This window comes from Actinacidiphila alni (genome assembly GCF_900112845.1).
Lineage (GTDB): Bacteria > Actinomycetota > Actinomycetes > Streptomycetales > Streptomycetaceae > Actinacidiphila > Actinacidiphila alni.
On record NZ_FONG01000010.1, the window covers coordinates 167,741 to 182,655 of the forward strand.

Here is a 14,915-nt window from a genome sequence, read left to right on the forward strand (position 1 = left end):
GTCGCAAGGTGCCGATGAGAGGTGCGCCGTCGGGGTCCGAATCGTTCGACCGTTTCAATGCCGTTTCAATCCCACGGGCAAGGAAAAGGCATGCACGAGCCCTTGACCCCGTCCTTGAGCGGCCCTAAGTTCTGCGCGGTGTGATTGAAACGTTATACATCGCGACGTGCTTGTCTCGACGTGCTCGTGTCACGCGCCGACCGCCGGAAAGAGAGGACCGACCTGTGCCGGAACCCATGGAGGACCGTCGGCCGTACCGCGGATCGCCGGGCGGACGAGGACGGCCGCGGGCCCGGCGGCGGATGGCAGGAGCGGCCGGCGCCCTCGCGGTGGCGACGCTGCTCACCGTGGTCACCGGCCAGGTCCCGGCCGCGGCGGGACCCGCTGTCGGCGGAGCGTCCGACTGCCCCTGGGTCGGCTCGCACGCCTCCCCGGGGCAGCGCGCCGCGCAGGTGCTGGCCCGGATGACGACCGACGAGAAGCTGTCGATGACGCACGGCAGCCAACTGCCCGGCTACGCGGGCGTCGTGGCCCCGATCCCGCGGCTGTGCGTCCCGGCGCTCAATCTCAACGACGGCGGCGCGGGTGTGGTGATGGGCGGGACCACCGCCATGCCCGCGCCGGTGGCCGCCGCGGCGAGCTGGGACCCGGCGGCGGAGCGTTCGTACGGGCAGGTCGTGGGCGCCGAGGCGAAGACCAAGGGGGTGAGCGTCGACCTCGGGCCCGACACCAATCTGGTGCGGGACCCGCGCGGTGGCCGGGTGTTCGAGATGGCGGGCGAGGACCCGTATCTCGCGGGCGCGATGGCCACGCAGTACGTCAAGGGTGTGCAGTCGCAAGGGGTGATGGCCGACCTGAAGCACCTGGTGGCCAACGACACCGAGCAGAACCGCAACAACGGCAACGCGATCGTCGACGAGCGCACCCTCAACGAGATCTACTACCCGGCGTTCAAGCAGGCCGTGCAGGAAGGCGGCGCGGCGTCCATCATGGCCGCGACCAGCCTGGTCAACGGGGTGCACGCCAACGAGAACGCGTATCTGCTGAACGCGACGGCCAAGCAGGACTGGGGATTCGACGGCTTCGTCGTCACCGACTGGGACGGCGCGCGCAGCACCGTCCGGGCCGCCAACGCCGGTCTCGACCTCAACATGCCCGCGCCAGGAAACTTCGGGCAGCCGCTGTCGGACGCCGTGCGCTCGGGCGAGGTGAGCATGGCGGTGCTCAACGACAAGGTCGCCCGGCTGCTCACCGAGGAGTTCGCCTACGGCCTCTTCGACTCCGCACCCGGCTCCCCCGGCGCCACCGCGACCACCCCGGAACACGTCGCCACCGCACGGGACATCGCGGCCGAGGGCACCGTCCTGATGAAGAACGACGGCGGACTGCTCCCGCTGGACACCGCCGGGACACCGTCGATCGCGGTGATCGGCGCGGCGGCGAAGGAGGCCCCGGTCACCGGGGGCGGCGGCAGCTCGCACGTCCCGGTCGGCGGTTCCTCCGTGGTCACCGTCGCCGACGGGATCGCGCAGCGCGCCGGGGACTCCGTCCGTGTGGACACCGTCGGCAGCTGGACGGGCGCCGCGTCCTCCTCGGCCAGTGGCTCCGACCAGCCGGGCAACATGTTCGACGGCAACACCGCCACCCGCTGGTCCAGCGGCGCGCCGATGGCCGACGGCCAGTGGGTCACCGCCGACATGGGCGGCTCGCACCCGGTCGACCGGATCACCCTGGACGCGGGCAACGGCACGGACTACGCCCGCGGTTACCGGATCTATCTGTCCGCCGACGGCTCCGACTGGGGCGACCCGGTGGCGGAGGGCACCGGCACCGGGCAGGTGATCACCGCGACCTTCACCGCACGGCAGGCCCGTTACCTCAAGATCGTGCAGACCGGTTCCGCGAGCAGCTGGTGGTCGATCGCGGAGCTGACGGCGTACACCGCGGACGGCAGCGGCGGCCAGAGCGCGGTGCCGCGTACCGGCGTACGGGTGCCGGGCGTCACCGACAAGCTGCCCACCGTCCCCTCGGCGCGCTTCAGCACCGCCGACGGGAAGCAGGGCCTCACCGCGAGCTACTACAACAATCTCGATCTGTCCGGCACGCCCGCGCTCACCCGGGTGGAGCCCGCGATCGACGACCACTACACGTCCGCGCCGGGCCCCGGCGTCAATCCGGCCGGTTTCTCGGTGCGCTGGAGCGGCTATCTGACGGCGCCGGTCACCGGCACCTACACCTTCTCGATGGCCAACACCGGCGGGGTCAGGATGACGCTCGGCGGTGAGCCGGTCTTCCAGGACTGGGCGCAGTACGGTCCCGGCGTCTCCGCGATCCACCTCAAGGGCGGGGTGCGGACGCCGATCACGGTGGAGAACTACCAGCCCGTCAACGGTCCGAGCGGCCCGGTGGCGGGCACGCCCACCAGCCCGCCCTCCAACGGCAGCATCACACTGGGCTGGCAGGTCCCGGACACCGACGCCATCGCCGCCGCGGCGGCCGTCGCCAAGCAGGACAGCGTCGCCGTCGTGGTCGTCAACGACGACGAGAGCGAGGACGGCGACCGGCAGAATCTCACCCTGCCCGGCGCGCAGGACGACCTGATCGCGGCCGTCGCCGCCGCCAATCCGCACACGGTCGTCGTCCTCAACACCGGCGCCCCGGTGCTCATGCCGTGGCTCGGTTCGGTCGACGGGGTGCTGGAGTCCTGGTACGGCGGTCAGCAGAACGGGGCCGCGCTGGCGTCCGTGCTGTTCGGCGACGTCAATCCGTCGGGCAAGCTGCCGCAGACCTGGCCCGCGAGCATGGACCAGCTGCCGACCGCCGACACCTCCCGCTACCCCGGGGATGTCGATGTGTCGACCAACACCACGAACTACCACTACAGCGAGGGCCTCGACGTCGGCTACCGCTGGTACGACGCCCACAAGCTCAAGCCGCTGTTCCCCTTCGGCTACGGCCTCAGCTACTCGACCTTCTCCTTCAGCGGGCTGTCGGTGACGCCGGGGCGTACGGACACCACCGGTCCCGTGCGGGTGTCGGCGACCGTGAAGAACACCGGCAGGCGGACGGCCACCGAGGTCGCCCAGCTCTATGTCGGCGAGCCGGCGAGCACCGGCGAACCGCCCAAGCAGCTCAAGGGATTCCAGCGGGTCACCCTCGCGCCCGGAAAGTCGCAGCGCGTGACCTTCACCGTCGACCCGGCGGACCTGCGCACCTGGGACGACGCCACGCACGCCTGGCGCAGCAATGACGGAACCTACCGGATGTACGTCGGCGACTCCTCCCGGGACCTGCCGCTGACCGGCAGTTATACGCTGCGCCGCTCGTCCGGCGCACGGACGGTCACGGCCCACGCACCCACCACGCTCGATCCCGCGCATGGAAATGTCGTCACCACGACACTCACCGCCGGCGGCAGCCGGACCCTCAGCCGGGTCGGGCTCGGCCTCGATCTGCCGGACGGCTGGACGGCGCGGGCGCTGAGCCGTACGGTCTTCGCCACGGTCAGGCCCGGCCAGCGGCTGACGGCGTCCTGGCGGGTCACGCCGCCCGCCGGGGCACAGGACCGGCTGTGGCGGCTGACGGCGACGGCCACCGCGAACGGCGGCTGGCGCCTGTCCGGCGGCCTCGGCGTCACCGTGGGCCCGCTGGTGTCGGCGACCCTCACCTCGACGGCGAAGCTGGCCCGTACCGGCAGCAGCTACCCGGCCACGCTGACGCTGCGCAACACCACCGACCGGCAGGTCACGGTGGACGCGGCGACGCGGGCGCCGGACGCGGTGACCGTCACCCCCGCGACGGTCTCGGTGGTGATCCCGCCCCGGTCGACGGTCACCAGAGCGCTCACGGTCGCCGTGGGGGACGGTGCGAAGTCCTCGTCGATCGGCCTGACCGGCACGGTGACCGCGGCCGGCACCGGCTATCCGCTCCAGGGCGGCGGGCTCGATCTGCCGCTGCTGTTCGGTTCGGTGGCCGCGGCCTTCGACAACACCGGGGTGAGCGACGACTCCGCGCCGGGCAAGGGCGACTTCGACGGGTCCGGCTACAGCTACTCCGCCCAGTCGCTCGCGACCGTCGGCCTCGTCCCCGGGCAGCCGGTGCCGCACGGGCCCGCCGCTCTCACCTGGCCGGACGCGGCGCCCGGCGATCCGGACAATGTGGTGTCCGCGGGCCAGCACATCGCGGTGCGCGGCACCGGCTCGCAGCTGCTGGTGCTCGGCGCGGCCAACAACGGCAGCGGTTCGGGCACCGGGACGCTCACGTACACCGACGGCAGCAGCGAGCCCTTCACGCTGTCGCTGACCAACTGGACGCCGAGCACACCGCTGCCCGGCAACGACGTCGTGGCGACGGCACCGACCTGGAACCGGCCGGCCGGCAGCGGCTATCCGCCGGACACCGCGGTCAGCGTCTACGCGACGCAGGTGCCGCTCGCGGCGGGCAGGACGCTCGCGTACGTGACGCTGCCGAGCACGGTCAGCGGCGATCAGGCCGGCACCCGGCTGCACGTGTTCGATCTGGCCGTCGGCTGACGCACGGGCAAGGGGGCCGCCTCCGGCGGGCGGCGGCCCCCGCGCTCTCCCCACCGATCACCCGTCAGGAGTGCGACATGAAACGGATCGTGTTGGCGACCGCATTGCTCGTCACCGCGCTGGCGCCACCGGCGACGGCCGCGGCGAGCGGCGGCCCGGTGCGGCACACCGAATACGGCAGCCTCGCCGCCGCCTACGACAACGCCGGCATCAGTGCCGCGGGCGCGCCCGGCTCGGCCGACCTGGACGGCCTGGGCAACAGTTTCGTGGCCGAGGACCTGAGCGCCGCGGGCTGGGGCCCGGGCGCCCCGGTCACCCTGGTCGGCACCCGGCTCACCGTCCCGCACACGGCGCCGGGCGCGCCGGACAATGTCGTGGCCGACGGCCAGCGCATCAGGCTGCGCGGCTCCGGCTCCGCCCTGACCTTCCTGGTGACCGGTACGGCCGCGGCGGCCGGCGGCACCGGCACGCTCGACTACGCCGACGGCAGCGCGCAGAGCTACACGCTGACCGCGCCCGACTGGTACAGCGGGCCGAGCGACGCCATGGCCGTCCGTGTCCCGCGCCGCAACACCCCGGCGGGGCCGACCGCGCTGGACGTGAAGCTCTACGCGGTGTCGGTGCCGGTCGACACCCGCAAGCGGCTGGCCGCCGTCACCCTGCCCACCGTCGCGTCCACGGGTGGCTCCCCCGCCCCGGAGCTGCATGTGTTCTCGCTCGGCCTGCGGCCGAAGTCGTCCGGCTGGACGGCCAGTTGGTCCACGGCCATCGACGACGGCCTCGCGCCGTACCAGTGGACCGACCGCACACTGCGGATGGTCGAGCACACCAGCGTCGGCGGCAACCGCGTACGGGTCAGGCTCGACAACGCCTACGGTCCGGGTCCCCTGACGGTGGGTCACACCACCATCGCGGTACGGGCGTCGGGGCCGGATCCGGTGGCGAAGCCGGTGACGCTCACCTTCGGCGGCAAGCAGCAGGTGACGATGCCGGCCGGCGGCCAGGCGTACAGCGACCCGCTGCCGTTCACGGTGCCCGCGGACCGGGACCTGCTGGTGAGCCTGTACCTGCCGGGCACGGTGCAGTTCGCGCCGATGCACAGCCAGGGCCTTCAGGACATGTACTCCACCAACGACGGCGGCGTGGACGACGCGGCCGACGGCTCGGACTTCCCGGTGAACAATCTCTTCGGCTTCTGGACGGTGCTGTCCGGTGTCGATGTCACCGGCCCCTCGCACAGCACCGTGGTGGCGCTCGGCGACTCGATCACCGACGGCTACGCCTCGACCGTCAACGGCAATCAGCGCTGGCCCAACTACCTGGCGCAGCGCCTGAACGCACGGTACGGGCCGAAGGCGCCGGCCGTCGCCAACGAGGGCATCAGCGGCAACAGGGTGCTCACCGACGCCTTCAACGGCCTGCCGAACACCGGCACGGCCGGGGTGAGGGCGACGGCCCGGCTCGACCGCGACGTGCTGAGCCAGAGCGGTGTGCGCACCGTCGTCGTCCTCGAAGGCATCAATGACGTCAACTCCGACAGTTCGGCGGCCGATGTGATCGCCGGTCTGAAGCAGATCGCCGCGACCGCGCACTCCTACCGGCTGCGGGTGGTCGTCGGGACGCTCACCCCGACCGCGGGCTGCGGCTGCACCAACCCGGCGCGGGCGGCGGCCAGGGATACGATCAACGCCTTCATCAGGGACAACGGCGGTGCCTTCGACGCGGTCGCCGACTTCGACGCCGCCGTCCGCGACCCGGCGAACCCGCAGGCGATGCTCGCGCAGTACGACTCCGGTGACCATCTGCACCCCAATGGCGCCGGCTACCGGGCGATGGCCGACGCGTTCGACCTCGCCTCCCTCTGATCCCACCGCCCCGTCCCACTCGTCCATGGGGTCCGGCTCGGGCTCGCGTACGAGCCCGAGCCGGACCGGCACGTCCTACGCGGTCCGCACGCTGAATTCGTAGTGTCCTGAGCCGACGCGGTAGACCCCGCCGCCGAGCGCCCGGACACCGGACGCCTTCTCGGCGGGTCGGCCGCCTTCCAGCACCGCCCTCCCGTCCGCGCCGGGCACATGGACGTCGGCCGTGGCGTTCCCCGGCACGTCGACGGTGAGGGTGAGCAGGCCCTTGGGGTGCTTGCGCCAGCTGACCGCGACCCGGCCGCGGACGGTGTCGACCCATGCGGCGGCGTGGTCGAGCGGTCCCGCCACCGACGGCTGGACGGTGATCCGTTCGTAGCCCGGTGCGCCGGGAGTGATGCCGCCGACCTGCTCGTAGAACCACTGGTCGATGGAGCCGAAGAGATAGTGGTCGTGCGACGGCGGCCGGCCCTGGCCGTCCTGTTGCAGCTCCCAGGTCTCCCAGAGCGTGTCGGCGCCGTTGGCCAGCCAGAAGCCCCAGCTGGGAAAGGTGCGCTGGCCCGCGGCGGCGTGCGCCACGTCGGCGTGGCCGGTCGCGGTCAGCACGGGCAGCAGGACGGCGGTGCCGACGGCGCCGGTGTTGAGGTGGTCGCCGTGCGCGTGCACATCGGCGGCGAGGCTGTCGGCGACGCGGGAGCGCAGATCGTCCGGGACCAGACCGAAGGCCAGCGCGATGGCGTTGGAGCACTGCCGGTAGCCGGGGTCCTTGCTGGTCCGGTACAGGGCGCGGTCGCGGTCAAGGAAGGTAGTGTTGAACAGGTCGCGCAGCCCGTCGGCCTGCTTCTGGAGCCGGGCCGCGTCGGCGCTCCTGCCGAGGATTCCGGCGGCGTCGGCGAGGATGCTCAGGCCCCGGTGCAGATAGGCGGTCGCCGTCAGCCGGGTGTCCTCCGGCGGCTGGGTGTAGCCGCCGGGCGAGAGCCAGTCGCCGAGGCCGCTTGTCGCCAGTCCTTCGGCGTCGCGGTTGCCGTACTCCCAGTCGACGTAGCGCAGCACACCGGCGTAGTGGTCGGACAGTGCGCGCAGATCGCCGAAGCGGCGGTACAGCTCCCACATCACGATGGGGTAGGCGGCCTTCCACTCGGGGGCCTGCCAGTCGTCGCCCCAGCCGCCGGTCGGCGCGATCACCGGGATGGTGCCCGAGTCGAGCTGGCTGTCGGCCAGGTCGTCGAGCCATTTGGCGAGGAAGCGCCGGGTGTCGTAGTTGAACGTCATCGACGGCACATTGAGCTGCGCGTCGGCGGTCCAGCCGATCTTCTCGTACATGACGTCGACCGCGGGGATGCCGAGCAGGTGGTGGCCGAGACTGCGGCCGACCATGGCGTGGATCCGCGCGTAGAGGTCGCTGGAGGAGCTGAAGCCGCCGGTGGTGGCCAGGTCGCTGCGCACTTCCTGGCCGCGCAGGGTGTCCTTGCGCGGGGCGCCGGGCAGTCCGGTGACCTGGACGTAGCGGAAGCTCTTGTGACTGAAGCGCGCGTGCCAGGTCTCGACGCCGTCGCCGGAGAGCACGTATTCGTCCTGCTGGAATCTGCCGCCCGAGACGTATCCCTGCGACAGGTCGACGGTGCCGTCGGCGGTGAGCTGCTGGGCGTACTTCAGCGTGACGCGGGTGCCGCGCGGGCCCGAGACGCGCAGCGCCGCCCAGCCGCCGAGGGTGCGGCCGAGGTCGAAGACCCTGACGCCCGGCTGGGGTTCGGTGACGGCGACCGGCGAGAAGGTCTCCTTGATACGGATCGGCTGGAGGGGCTGTGCGACCAGCCGTCCCGCGGGCGCGCTCATCGCGGTCGCCGCGCTCCAGGCGGTGTCCTCGAAGCCGGGCTTCGACCAGCCGGGCTGTGCCTGGCGGGCGTCGTAGGTCTCGCCGGCGTAGATCGAGTCGGAGCGGGTCGGTCCGTCCGTGGTCCGCCAGCCGTCGTCGGTGGCAACGATGTCATGCGTGCCGTCGGCGTAGCCGATCTCCAGTTGCAGGCGCAGCCGGGGGTCGCCGTTCCAGGGGGCGTTGGTCCAGTCCCATGCCGTGACGGTGCGCAGGCCGAAGAAGCCGCGGCCGAGTTCGGCGCCGATGGCGTTGCGCCCGCGCCGCAGGTGCTGTGTGACGTCGTGGGTGACGTACAGGACACGCTTGTCGTAGTCGGTCGGTGCGGGGTCGAGCACGCTGTCGCCGACCTTCCGGCCGTTGATCTCCAGCTCGTGGTAGCCGACACCGGCCGCGTACAGGCGGGCCTGGCGGACCGGTTTGGTGACGGTGAAGTCGCGGCGGAGCAGCGGGGCCGGGGCGGGCGGGAGACTGACGCCGTGGCCCCACGGGCCCGAGCCGTAGGCGGCGGTCTCGCGGGCCGCGGGCCAGCCACTGTCGTCGAAGCCGGGCTGCTGCCAGCCGGCCGGCTGGTCCTGCGCGGCTCGCCAGGCCGCGCCGGTCGGGACGATCAGCGGGTCGCCGGAGTCGAATTCGACGATCAGCCGGCCGAGCAGGCCCGCGGGTGACGGATTGCCGTTGGTGTCCAGGGCGTTGGTGGCGGCGACGGCGAGGGTGTTGCCGCCGGTGGTCAGCGCGGAGGTCACGTCGATGACCTGGCCGTCGTACCAGAGCGCGCCCTCCGGGGTGCCGCCCGCCTCCTGGCCGTTGGCGTACAGCACGAAGCTGTCGTCCGCGGTCATCACGACCCGGGCACGGGTGACGTGCCGGTCGGCGGGCACGTCGAAGTGCAGCCGGAAGGAGCGCACCATCGGGGGCAGGCTCTGGGTGGGGTCGCCTTCCGGGTACCAGATCCAGTGGGCGCCCTCGAAGGTCAGCAGGGGTGAGGTCGCGTTGCCGATCCACCGGCCCGTCCAGTCGTCCGGCGAGAGCAGGCCGGTCTCCCACAGGCTCGGCGCGCTCCACTGCGAGGCGCGGCCGTCCTGGTCCCAGACCCGGACCTTCCACACGTAGCGGGTCCTGGAGCGCAGCGGCGGCCCGGCGTAGACGACGCCGACGGAGTCCGCGGACGTGACCTGTCCGCTGTCCCACACATCGGCGCGGTCACGGGCGAGCGACTCCGTCGAACTGGCGACCAGGACGCGGTACGACCGCTGCCGCAGGCCCCGGCGCCCGCCGGCGTCGAGCTGCCAGCCGAGGCGGGGTGCGGTCACGTCGATGCCCAGCGGGCCGTCCGCGGACTCGACGGTGAGCGTGGTGGGACGCGGCGGGCCCGAGGCGGCGGTGCTCGCGGCCTGCGCCGGTACGAGCGGCAGGCCGGTGACGGCCACGCCGGTGCCGACGGCGATGGCGACGAACTCCCTGCGGGAGAAGGGTGACCGGGGCTGTTCAGGGGTGGTGCCCATGGCTGCTCCTACGATCGGGTGTTGCAGCGAAGGTGGGGTCGGTGCGGGTGCCGGGCAGGGTCGCCCGGCGCGGGTCGCCGTCGCGGGTGCCGGGCGGCCGGCGCGGGTGGTGAACGCCGGCCGGCGGCGGTCAGCGGCGGTAGCGGTCGAGGACGTCCTCGCGGATCTCGACGCCGAGTCCCGGGCCGCGCGGCGCGGTGAAGTGCCCGTCGCGCGGGAGGAGGGGACGGGGCGTCAGCTCGTGCTGCATGGGGTTGACCAGGGGTTTGATCTCGACCTGGCGGCAGCCCGGCGCCGCGAAGGACAGGGCGAGGCTGGCGGCGGTGACGACGGCGCTCGACCAGGCGTGCGCGTTGATCTCCCGGCCCGCCGCGTGGGTGTGGGCGGCTGCCGCGCGCCAGCCGGTGATGCCCTCGCAGCGTCCGGGGTCGACGCCGACGACGTCGACGGTGCCGGTCGCGACGATCCGCTGGACACCGCGCGGGGTCCACTCGCGTTCCCCGTAGGCGATCTTCGTGGTGACGGCGGCCCGCAGTTCGGCGTAGCCCTCGGGGTCGTCGGCGCCGAGCGGCTCCTCGATCCAGTCGATGCCGTGCTCCTCGAAGGCGCGGGTGCGCCGGATCGCGGTCCGTACGTCCCAGCGGACGGACGCGCCGAGGTCGATCATGATCGAGGGTTCCGGGCCGAGTTCGCGGCGCAGGGCGGCGACGAAGGCGACGTCCCGGTCGTGGTCGACGCCGAGCCGGGCGGTGCCGCGCTTGCCGAAGCCGACCTTGATGCCCGTCGCCCGGTGCTCGCGCACCCAGCCGGCCATCGTCGCGGCCATCGCGTCCAGATCCTCGACGGTCGCGTGGCAGCTGACCAGGGCGGGCAGCGCCTGGTGGACGGGGCCGCCGAGCAGATCGAGCAGGCTGAGCCCCGCGGCCTTGCCCGCCAGGTCCCACAGCGCGATGTCCAGTGCGGAGATCGCGAAGGAGGCGATGCCGCCGTTGCCGTACCACCAGGTGTGGTCCTTCAGGGCGGTGTGGATCGCGGCGTGCTCCATCGGGTCGCGGCCGACGACGAGTGGGGCGAGCCCTTCGACGAGGGCGGCGCACGCGGTGGTGGCCTCCGGCCACATCGTGACGGCCTCGCCCCAGCCGACCGTGCCGTCGTCGGCGGTGATCCGGACGAAGAGCAGGTGGCGGACGCCGTCGCTGTCGTTGGGCTCCGGGTAGGCGACCGGGATCGCCTCGATGCTCGCGGCCCTCATGAGACGGTCTCGAACAGGCCGCTGGCGGCGCTGCGGTAGGCGAGTTCCAGTGCTTCCACGGTACGGGCCCCCAACTCCCCCGGTGCCGGATTGTCGGTGGTCCTGCCGAGGGCGAGGTCGATCAGCCTGCGGACGGCGCGGCCGCCGTCGTACGCGCCCTCGCCCGGTGTGACGGGCAGGTCCTGCTGGCCGCTCCCGGTACGGAAGAGCGACACGCGTTCACGGAAGACGTCGACGGTGAACTGTCCGCCGGAGCCGACCGCCTCGACCGCCAGATGGTGTTTGTTGCCGTCCACGCCGAGGTGCGCGGAGGCGCCGCCGACGCTGCAGATGCCGCCGTCGGTCAGGGCGAGGCAGATCGCGTCGTGCAGTTCCACACGGGCGCCCAGCGGCGCCGCCATCAGCGCGAAGGCGCCGCGGGCGCGCACCCCGGTGAGGCCGAGGGCCAGGGCGAGGGCGTGCGAGAGCTGTGCCTGTCCGTAGCCGCCGCCGGATTTCAGCGGGTCGGTCCAGGTCGCCTGTTCCGGTGCGGTGTCGGGGCTGGCGTCGGGGTACGCGCCGGTGTCGGCCAGCAGTTCGCGGGTCTGCGAGGACATGGTGATGGCCAGGTGCTCCACCGTGCCGATGCCTTCGGCGGCCAGCGCGTCCCGGGTCCGGGTGATCATCGGGGCGAAATTCCAGCCGAAGGACACCAGCAGATGGCGGCCGGTGCGCTCGGCGGTGTCCACCAGCGACCACGCCTGGGCGGCGGTCATGGTGAACGGCTTCTCGCACAGCACGTGCGCGCCCGCCTCCAGCGCCGCCATGGCGTGCGTGTAGTGGTCGGCGGTCGGGCTGGCGATCACCACGATGTCGGCGCCGGCCGCCAGCACGTCCCGGTAGTCCTCGCTGGCGACCCGGAAGCCGTAGCGTTCCTTGATCCGGCCGAGCGCGTCCCCGCCGTGCCGGCACACACCGACGAATTCGACGTCGTCGCGGGCCGCCTCCAGGATCGGCAGATGGGCCGCCAGTGCCCAGGAGCCGGCGCCGATCAGGCCCAGGCGCAGTTGTGTCACCTTGTTGTTCCCTTCACCCTTCGCTGCTGTCGCGAGTTGATCACAGTTTGGAGAACCTGAGCCGCAACTGGTCGAAGCTGACGGCGATGATCAGGAGCGCGCCGCTGGCGACCTGCTGGTAGAAGCTGGAGACATTGAGCAGGGTCAGCCCGTTGTTGAGCACGCCGATGATCAGCAGGCCGACGATGGTGCCCTGGATGGTGCCGCGGCCGCCCGCCAGGCTCGCGCCGCCGAGCACGATCGCGGTCACGACGCTGAGTTCGAGGCCGGTCGCCGCGTTGGGCGAGGCGGCCGAGAGCTGCGAGTCCAGGATCAGTCCGGACAGCGCGACCCCGACGCCGCTGAGCACGAAGGCCACCACGATCATCTTGCCGCCGCGGACACCGACCAGCCGGGCCGCGACCGGGTTGGAACCCGCCGCGTACAGCGAGCGGCCGAAGACGGTGTAGCGCATCACCAGGGCGGCGAGCACCGCGATGCCGAGCAGCAGCAGTCCTGGTACGGGGATGTTGAGGAACGGGCGGGCGGTGCCGAGGCCGGAGAAGTTGGCCAGGGTGACGGTCGCGCCGTGCGCCCGTACTTCGGTCAGGCCGCGCAGGACGGCGAGCATGCCGAGGGTGGCGATCAGCGCGTTCACTCTGAGGACGGTCACCAGCAGGCCGTTGACCAGGCCGATGAGGATGCCGAGGCCGACGGCGACCAGCACGCCGAGGATCAGTGCGTGGTTCTGCGAGACGGTGGCCATCATGACGCCGCAGAAGGCGGCGCCGCTGCCGACCGACAGGTCCACCTGTCCGGCGATGAGCAGCATGGTGCCGGGGATGGCGATGATGCCGGTCACCGCGATCGCGGTGAGCACATTGACGATGTTGTCCTTGGTCATGAAGTACGGCGACTTCAGCCAGAAGAACGCGATCAGGGCGACGAGCACGACCAGCAGGGCGGCCAGTTCCGGTGCGGAACGGGCCCGCCTGCGGGCGGTGGGCGGCGCGTCGCCGCCCTTGGAGGCGGGTGTGCCGCCGGCGGCCGGGTCGGTGGACGTCCTGCCCGCCGGCGTCTTGTCGACGGACACCTTTTCGGGGGGCGTCGCGTCGGCGGGCGCCGTGTCCGGGGGCGCGGTGTCGGTCGGCGTGGTGTCGGGCACGGTGCCCTCGGTCGGAGTCGTGTCGGTGGTCTGCTTCTTGCCGGTGACGTTGGCCATGGAACCCTCTTCGGAGCTGGTGGTGTCCTTCATCCGCCCGCGGCGTCCGTCAGCGCCTCGGTGGTGATCTGGTCGGCTTGCAGTTCGCGGGTCACCCGGCCGCGGATCATCACCACGGCGCGGTCGGCCAGTTGGACGACCTCCTCGTAGTCGCTCGTGGCGACGAGCACGGCCGCGCCCTGGGCGGCCATCGCACGCAGCGCCGTATAGATGTCGGCGCGCGCACCGACATCGACGCCGCGGGTCGGCTCCACCAGAACGAGCAGTTTCGAGCCACGCTCCAGCCAGCGGGCGAGCAGCACCTTCTGCTGATTGCCGCCGGACAGCGTGGCCAGCAGCTGGTCCGCCCCGCCGACGGCCTTGATGTCGAGCGTGGAACTCCAGCGCTCGAACGCCTCCTGCTCGCGCGCGGCGCCGATCGCGCCGAAGCGGCTGAGCCGCGGCCAGGACGGGGCGGCGAGATTCTCGCCGATGGACCGGGTGATCAGGGCGCCCTCGCGCTGCCGATCGGCCGCGAGGTAGCCGACCCCCTGGTCGATGGCCTGCCGGGGTTCCTTCGCGGGTTCCCTGCCGAAGACGTGCACGGAGCCCGCGGCCGGCCTGCGGCGGCCGAAGACGGTGTCGGCGACGTCGGCGGTGCCGCTGCCGACCTTGCCGTACAGGCAGACGATCTCCCCGGCCCGTACGGTCAGGTCCACGTTCTCGTAGGCCGGGGGCGATCCGGCGGCGCGGAATTCCAGCACGGCGGCGCCCGGTTCCGTGTCGGCCGCGTCGGGGCGGCGCACCACGCCGATGTCCCGGCCGACCATGGCGGTGACCAGCTCCGACCGGTGGAATTCGGCGGCGGGTCCGGCCGCGGAGACGGCGCCGTCGCGCAGTACGACCACGTCGTCGGCGATGGCGGCCACCTCGTCCAGCCGGTGGGTGATGTAGACGATCGCCACGCCCTGGGCGCGCAGTCGGCGGACGAACCGGAAGAGCCGTTCGACCTCCTCGGCGGAGAGCGCGGCGGTGGGTTCGTCGAGCACCAGGCAGGTCGCGTCGTCCGACAGCGCCCGGGCGATCTCGACGATCTGGCGCTCGCCGATCCGCAGGGTGCCGACGGGCGCGTCGAGATCGAGGTCGACGCCCATGCTGTCCAGTACGTCGCGGGCCCGGCGGCGCAGCGCCCGCCAGTCCACGAAGCCGCGCCGCCGCGGCCAGTGGCCGAGGCCGATGTTCTCGGCGACGGTCAGGTCGGGCGCGTCGGACAGCTCCTGGAAGATCATCCGGATGCCCCGCCTGCGGGCACCGAGCGGGTCGAGCGCGGTGACCGACTCCTCGGCGCCGTCCGGTCCGGTGAAGCCGAGGGTGCCGGCGTCCGGCGCGTGGGCGCCGGCCACGACACGGACGAAGGTGGACTTGCCCGCGCCGTTCTCGCCGAGCAGGGCGAGCACGCGGCCGCCGAGGATGTCGACGTCGATGCCGTGCAGGACCTCGGTGCCGCCGAAGGACTTGACGATGCCGCGGGCGCGCAGCGTGAAGGCGGCGGGCCCTGCGGTGGCGACGGCAGCGCCGGCGGTCTCACCGGCGCCTGCGCCTGGCGTCTGGGAAGGGTGGGGGCGGCCGGAAGCGGCCGGCGTGCGGGTCATCGCG

7 protein-coding genes are annotated in these 14,915 nt (G+C 72.6%); 2 read left to right on the plus strand and 5 right to left on the minus strand.

The window, feature by feature from the left end; genetic code table 11:
• The first annotated feature begins 302 nt into the window (after window positions 1-302).
• Window positions 303-4,532, plus strand: a complete 4,230-nt coding sequence (locus tag BM076_RS18585) for a glycoside hydrolase family 3 C-terminal domain-containing protein (RefSeq protein WP_143120590.1) — start codon at window positions 303-305, stop codon at window positions 4,530-4,532.
• A gap of 77 nt (window positions 4,533-4,609) precedes the next feature.
• Window positions 4,610-6,397, plus strand: coding sequence for an SGNH/GDSL hydrolase family protein (locus BM076_RS18590; RefSeq protein ID WP_093714715.1), 1,788 nt, complete (start codon window positions 4,610-4,612; stop codon window positions 6,395-6,397).
• A gap of 75 nt (window positions 6,398-6,472) precedes the next feature.
• On the opposite strand, the gene BM076_RS18595 is transcribed toward BM076_RS18590, so the two are convergent.
• The 5 genes from BM076_RS18595 to BM076_RS18615 all read right to left on the minus strand — a co-directional run bounded on the left by BM076_RS18595 (window position 6,473) and on the right by BM076_RS18615 (window position 14,911).
• Entirely contained in the window at window positions 6,473-9,772 is a 3,300-nt protein-coding gene (locus tag BM076_RS18595) for a family 78 glycoside hydrolase catalytic domain (RefSeq protein ID WP_093714716.1), read from the minus strand.
• A 130-nt stretch (window positions 9,773-9,902) separates the two neighbouring features.
• Complete coding sequence (locus BM076_RS18600) at window positions 9,903-11,024, minus strand: mandelate racemase/muconate lactonizing enzyme family protein (RefSeq protein ID WP_093714717.1); 1,122 nt, start codon at window positions 11,022-11,024, stop codon at window positions 9,903-9,905.
• On the minus strand, window positions 11,021-12,079 hold the full coding sequence (locus tag BM076_RS18605; protein WP_093714718.1) for a Gfo/Idh/MocA family protein: 1,059 nt from the start codon (window positions 12,077-12,079) through the stop codon (window positions 11,021-11,023). Before BM076_RS18605 ends, BM076_RS18600 begins: the two co-directional genes overlap by 4 nt.
• A gap of 40 nt (window positions 12,080-12,119) precedes the next feature.
• Window positions 12,120-13,313, minus strand: a complete 1,194-nt coding sequence (locus BM076_RS18610; protein WP_218160083.1) for an ABC transporter permease — start codon at window positions 13,311-13,313, stop codon at window positions 12,120-12,122.
• Window positions 13,310-14,911, minus strand: coding sequence for a sugar ABC transporter ATP-binding protein (locus BM076_RS18615; protein WP_093714719.1), 1,602 nt, complete (start codon window positions 14,909-14,911; stop codon window positions 13,310-13,312). The genes BM076_RS18610 and BM076_RS18615 overlap by 4 nt, the downstream gene beginning before the upstream one ends.
• Window positions 14,912-14,915: the final 4 nt, after the last annotated feature.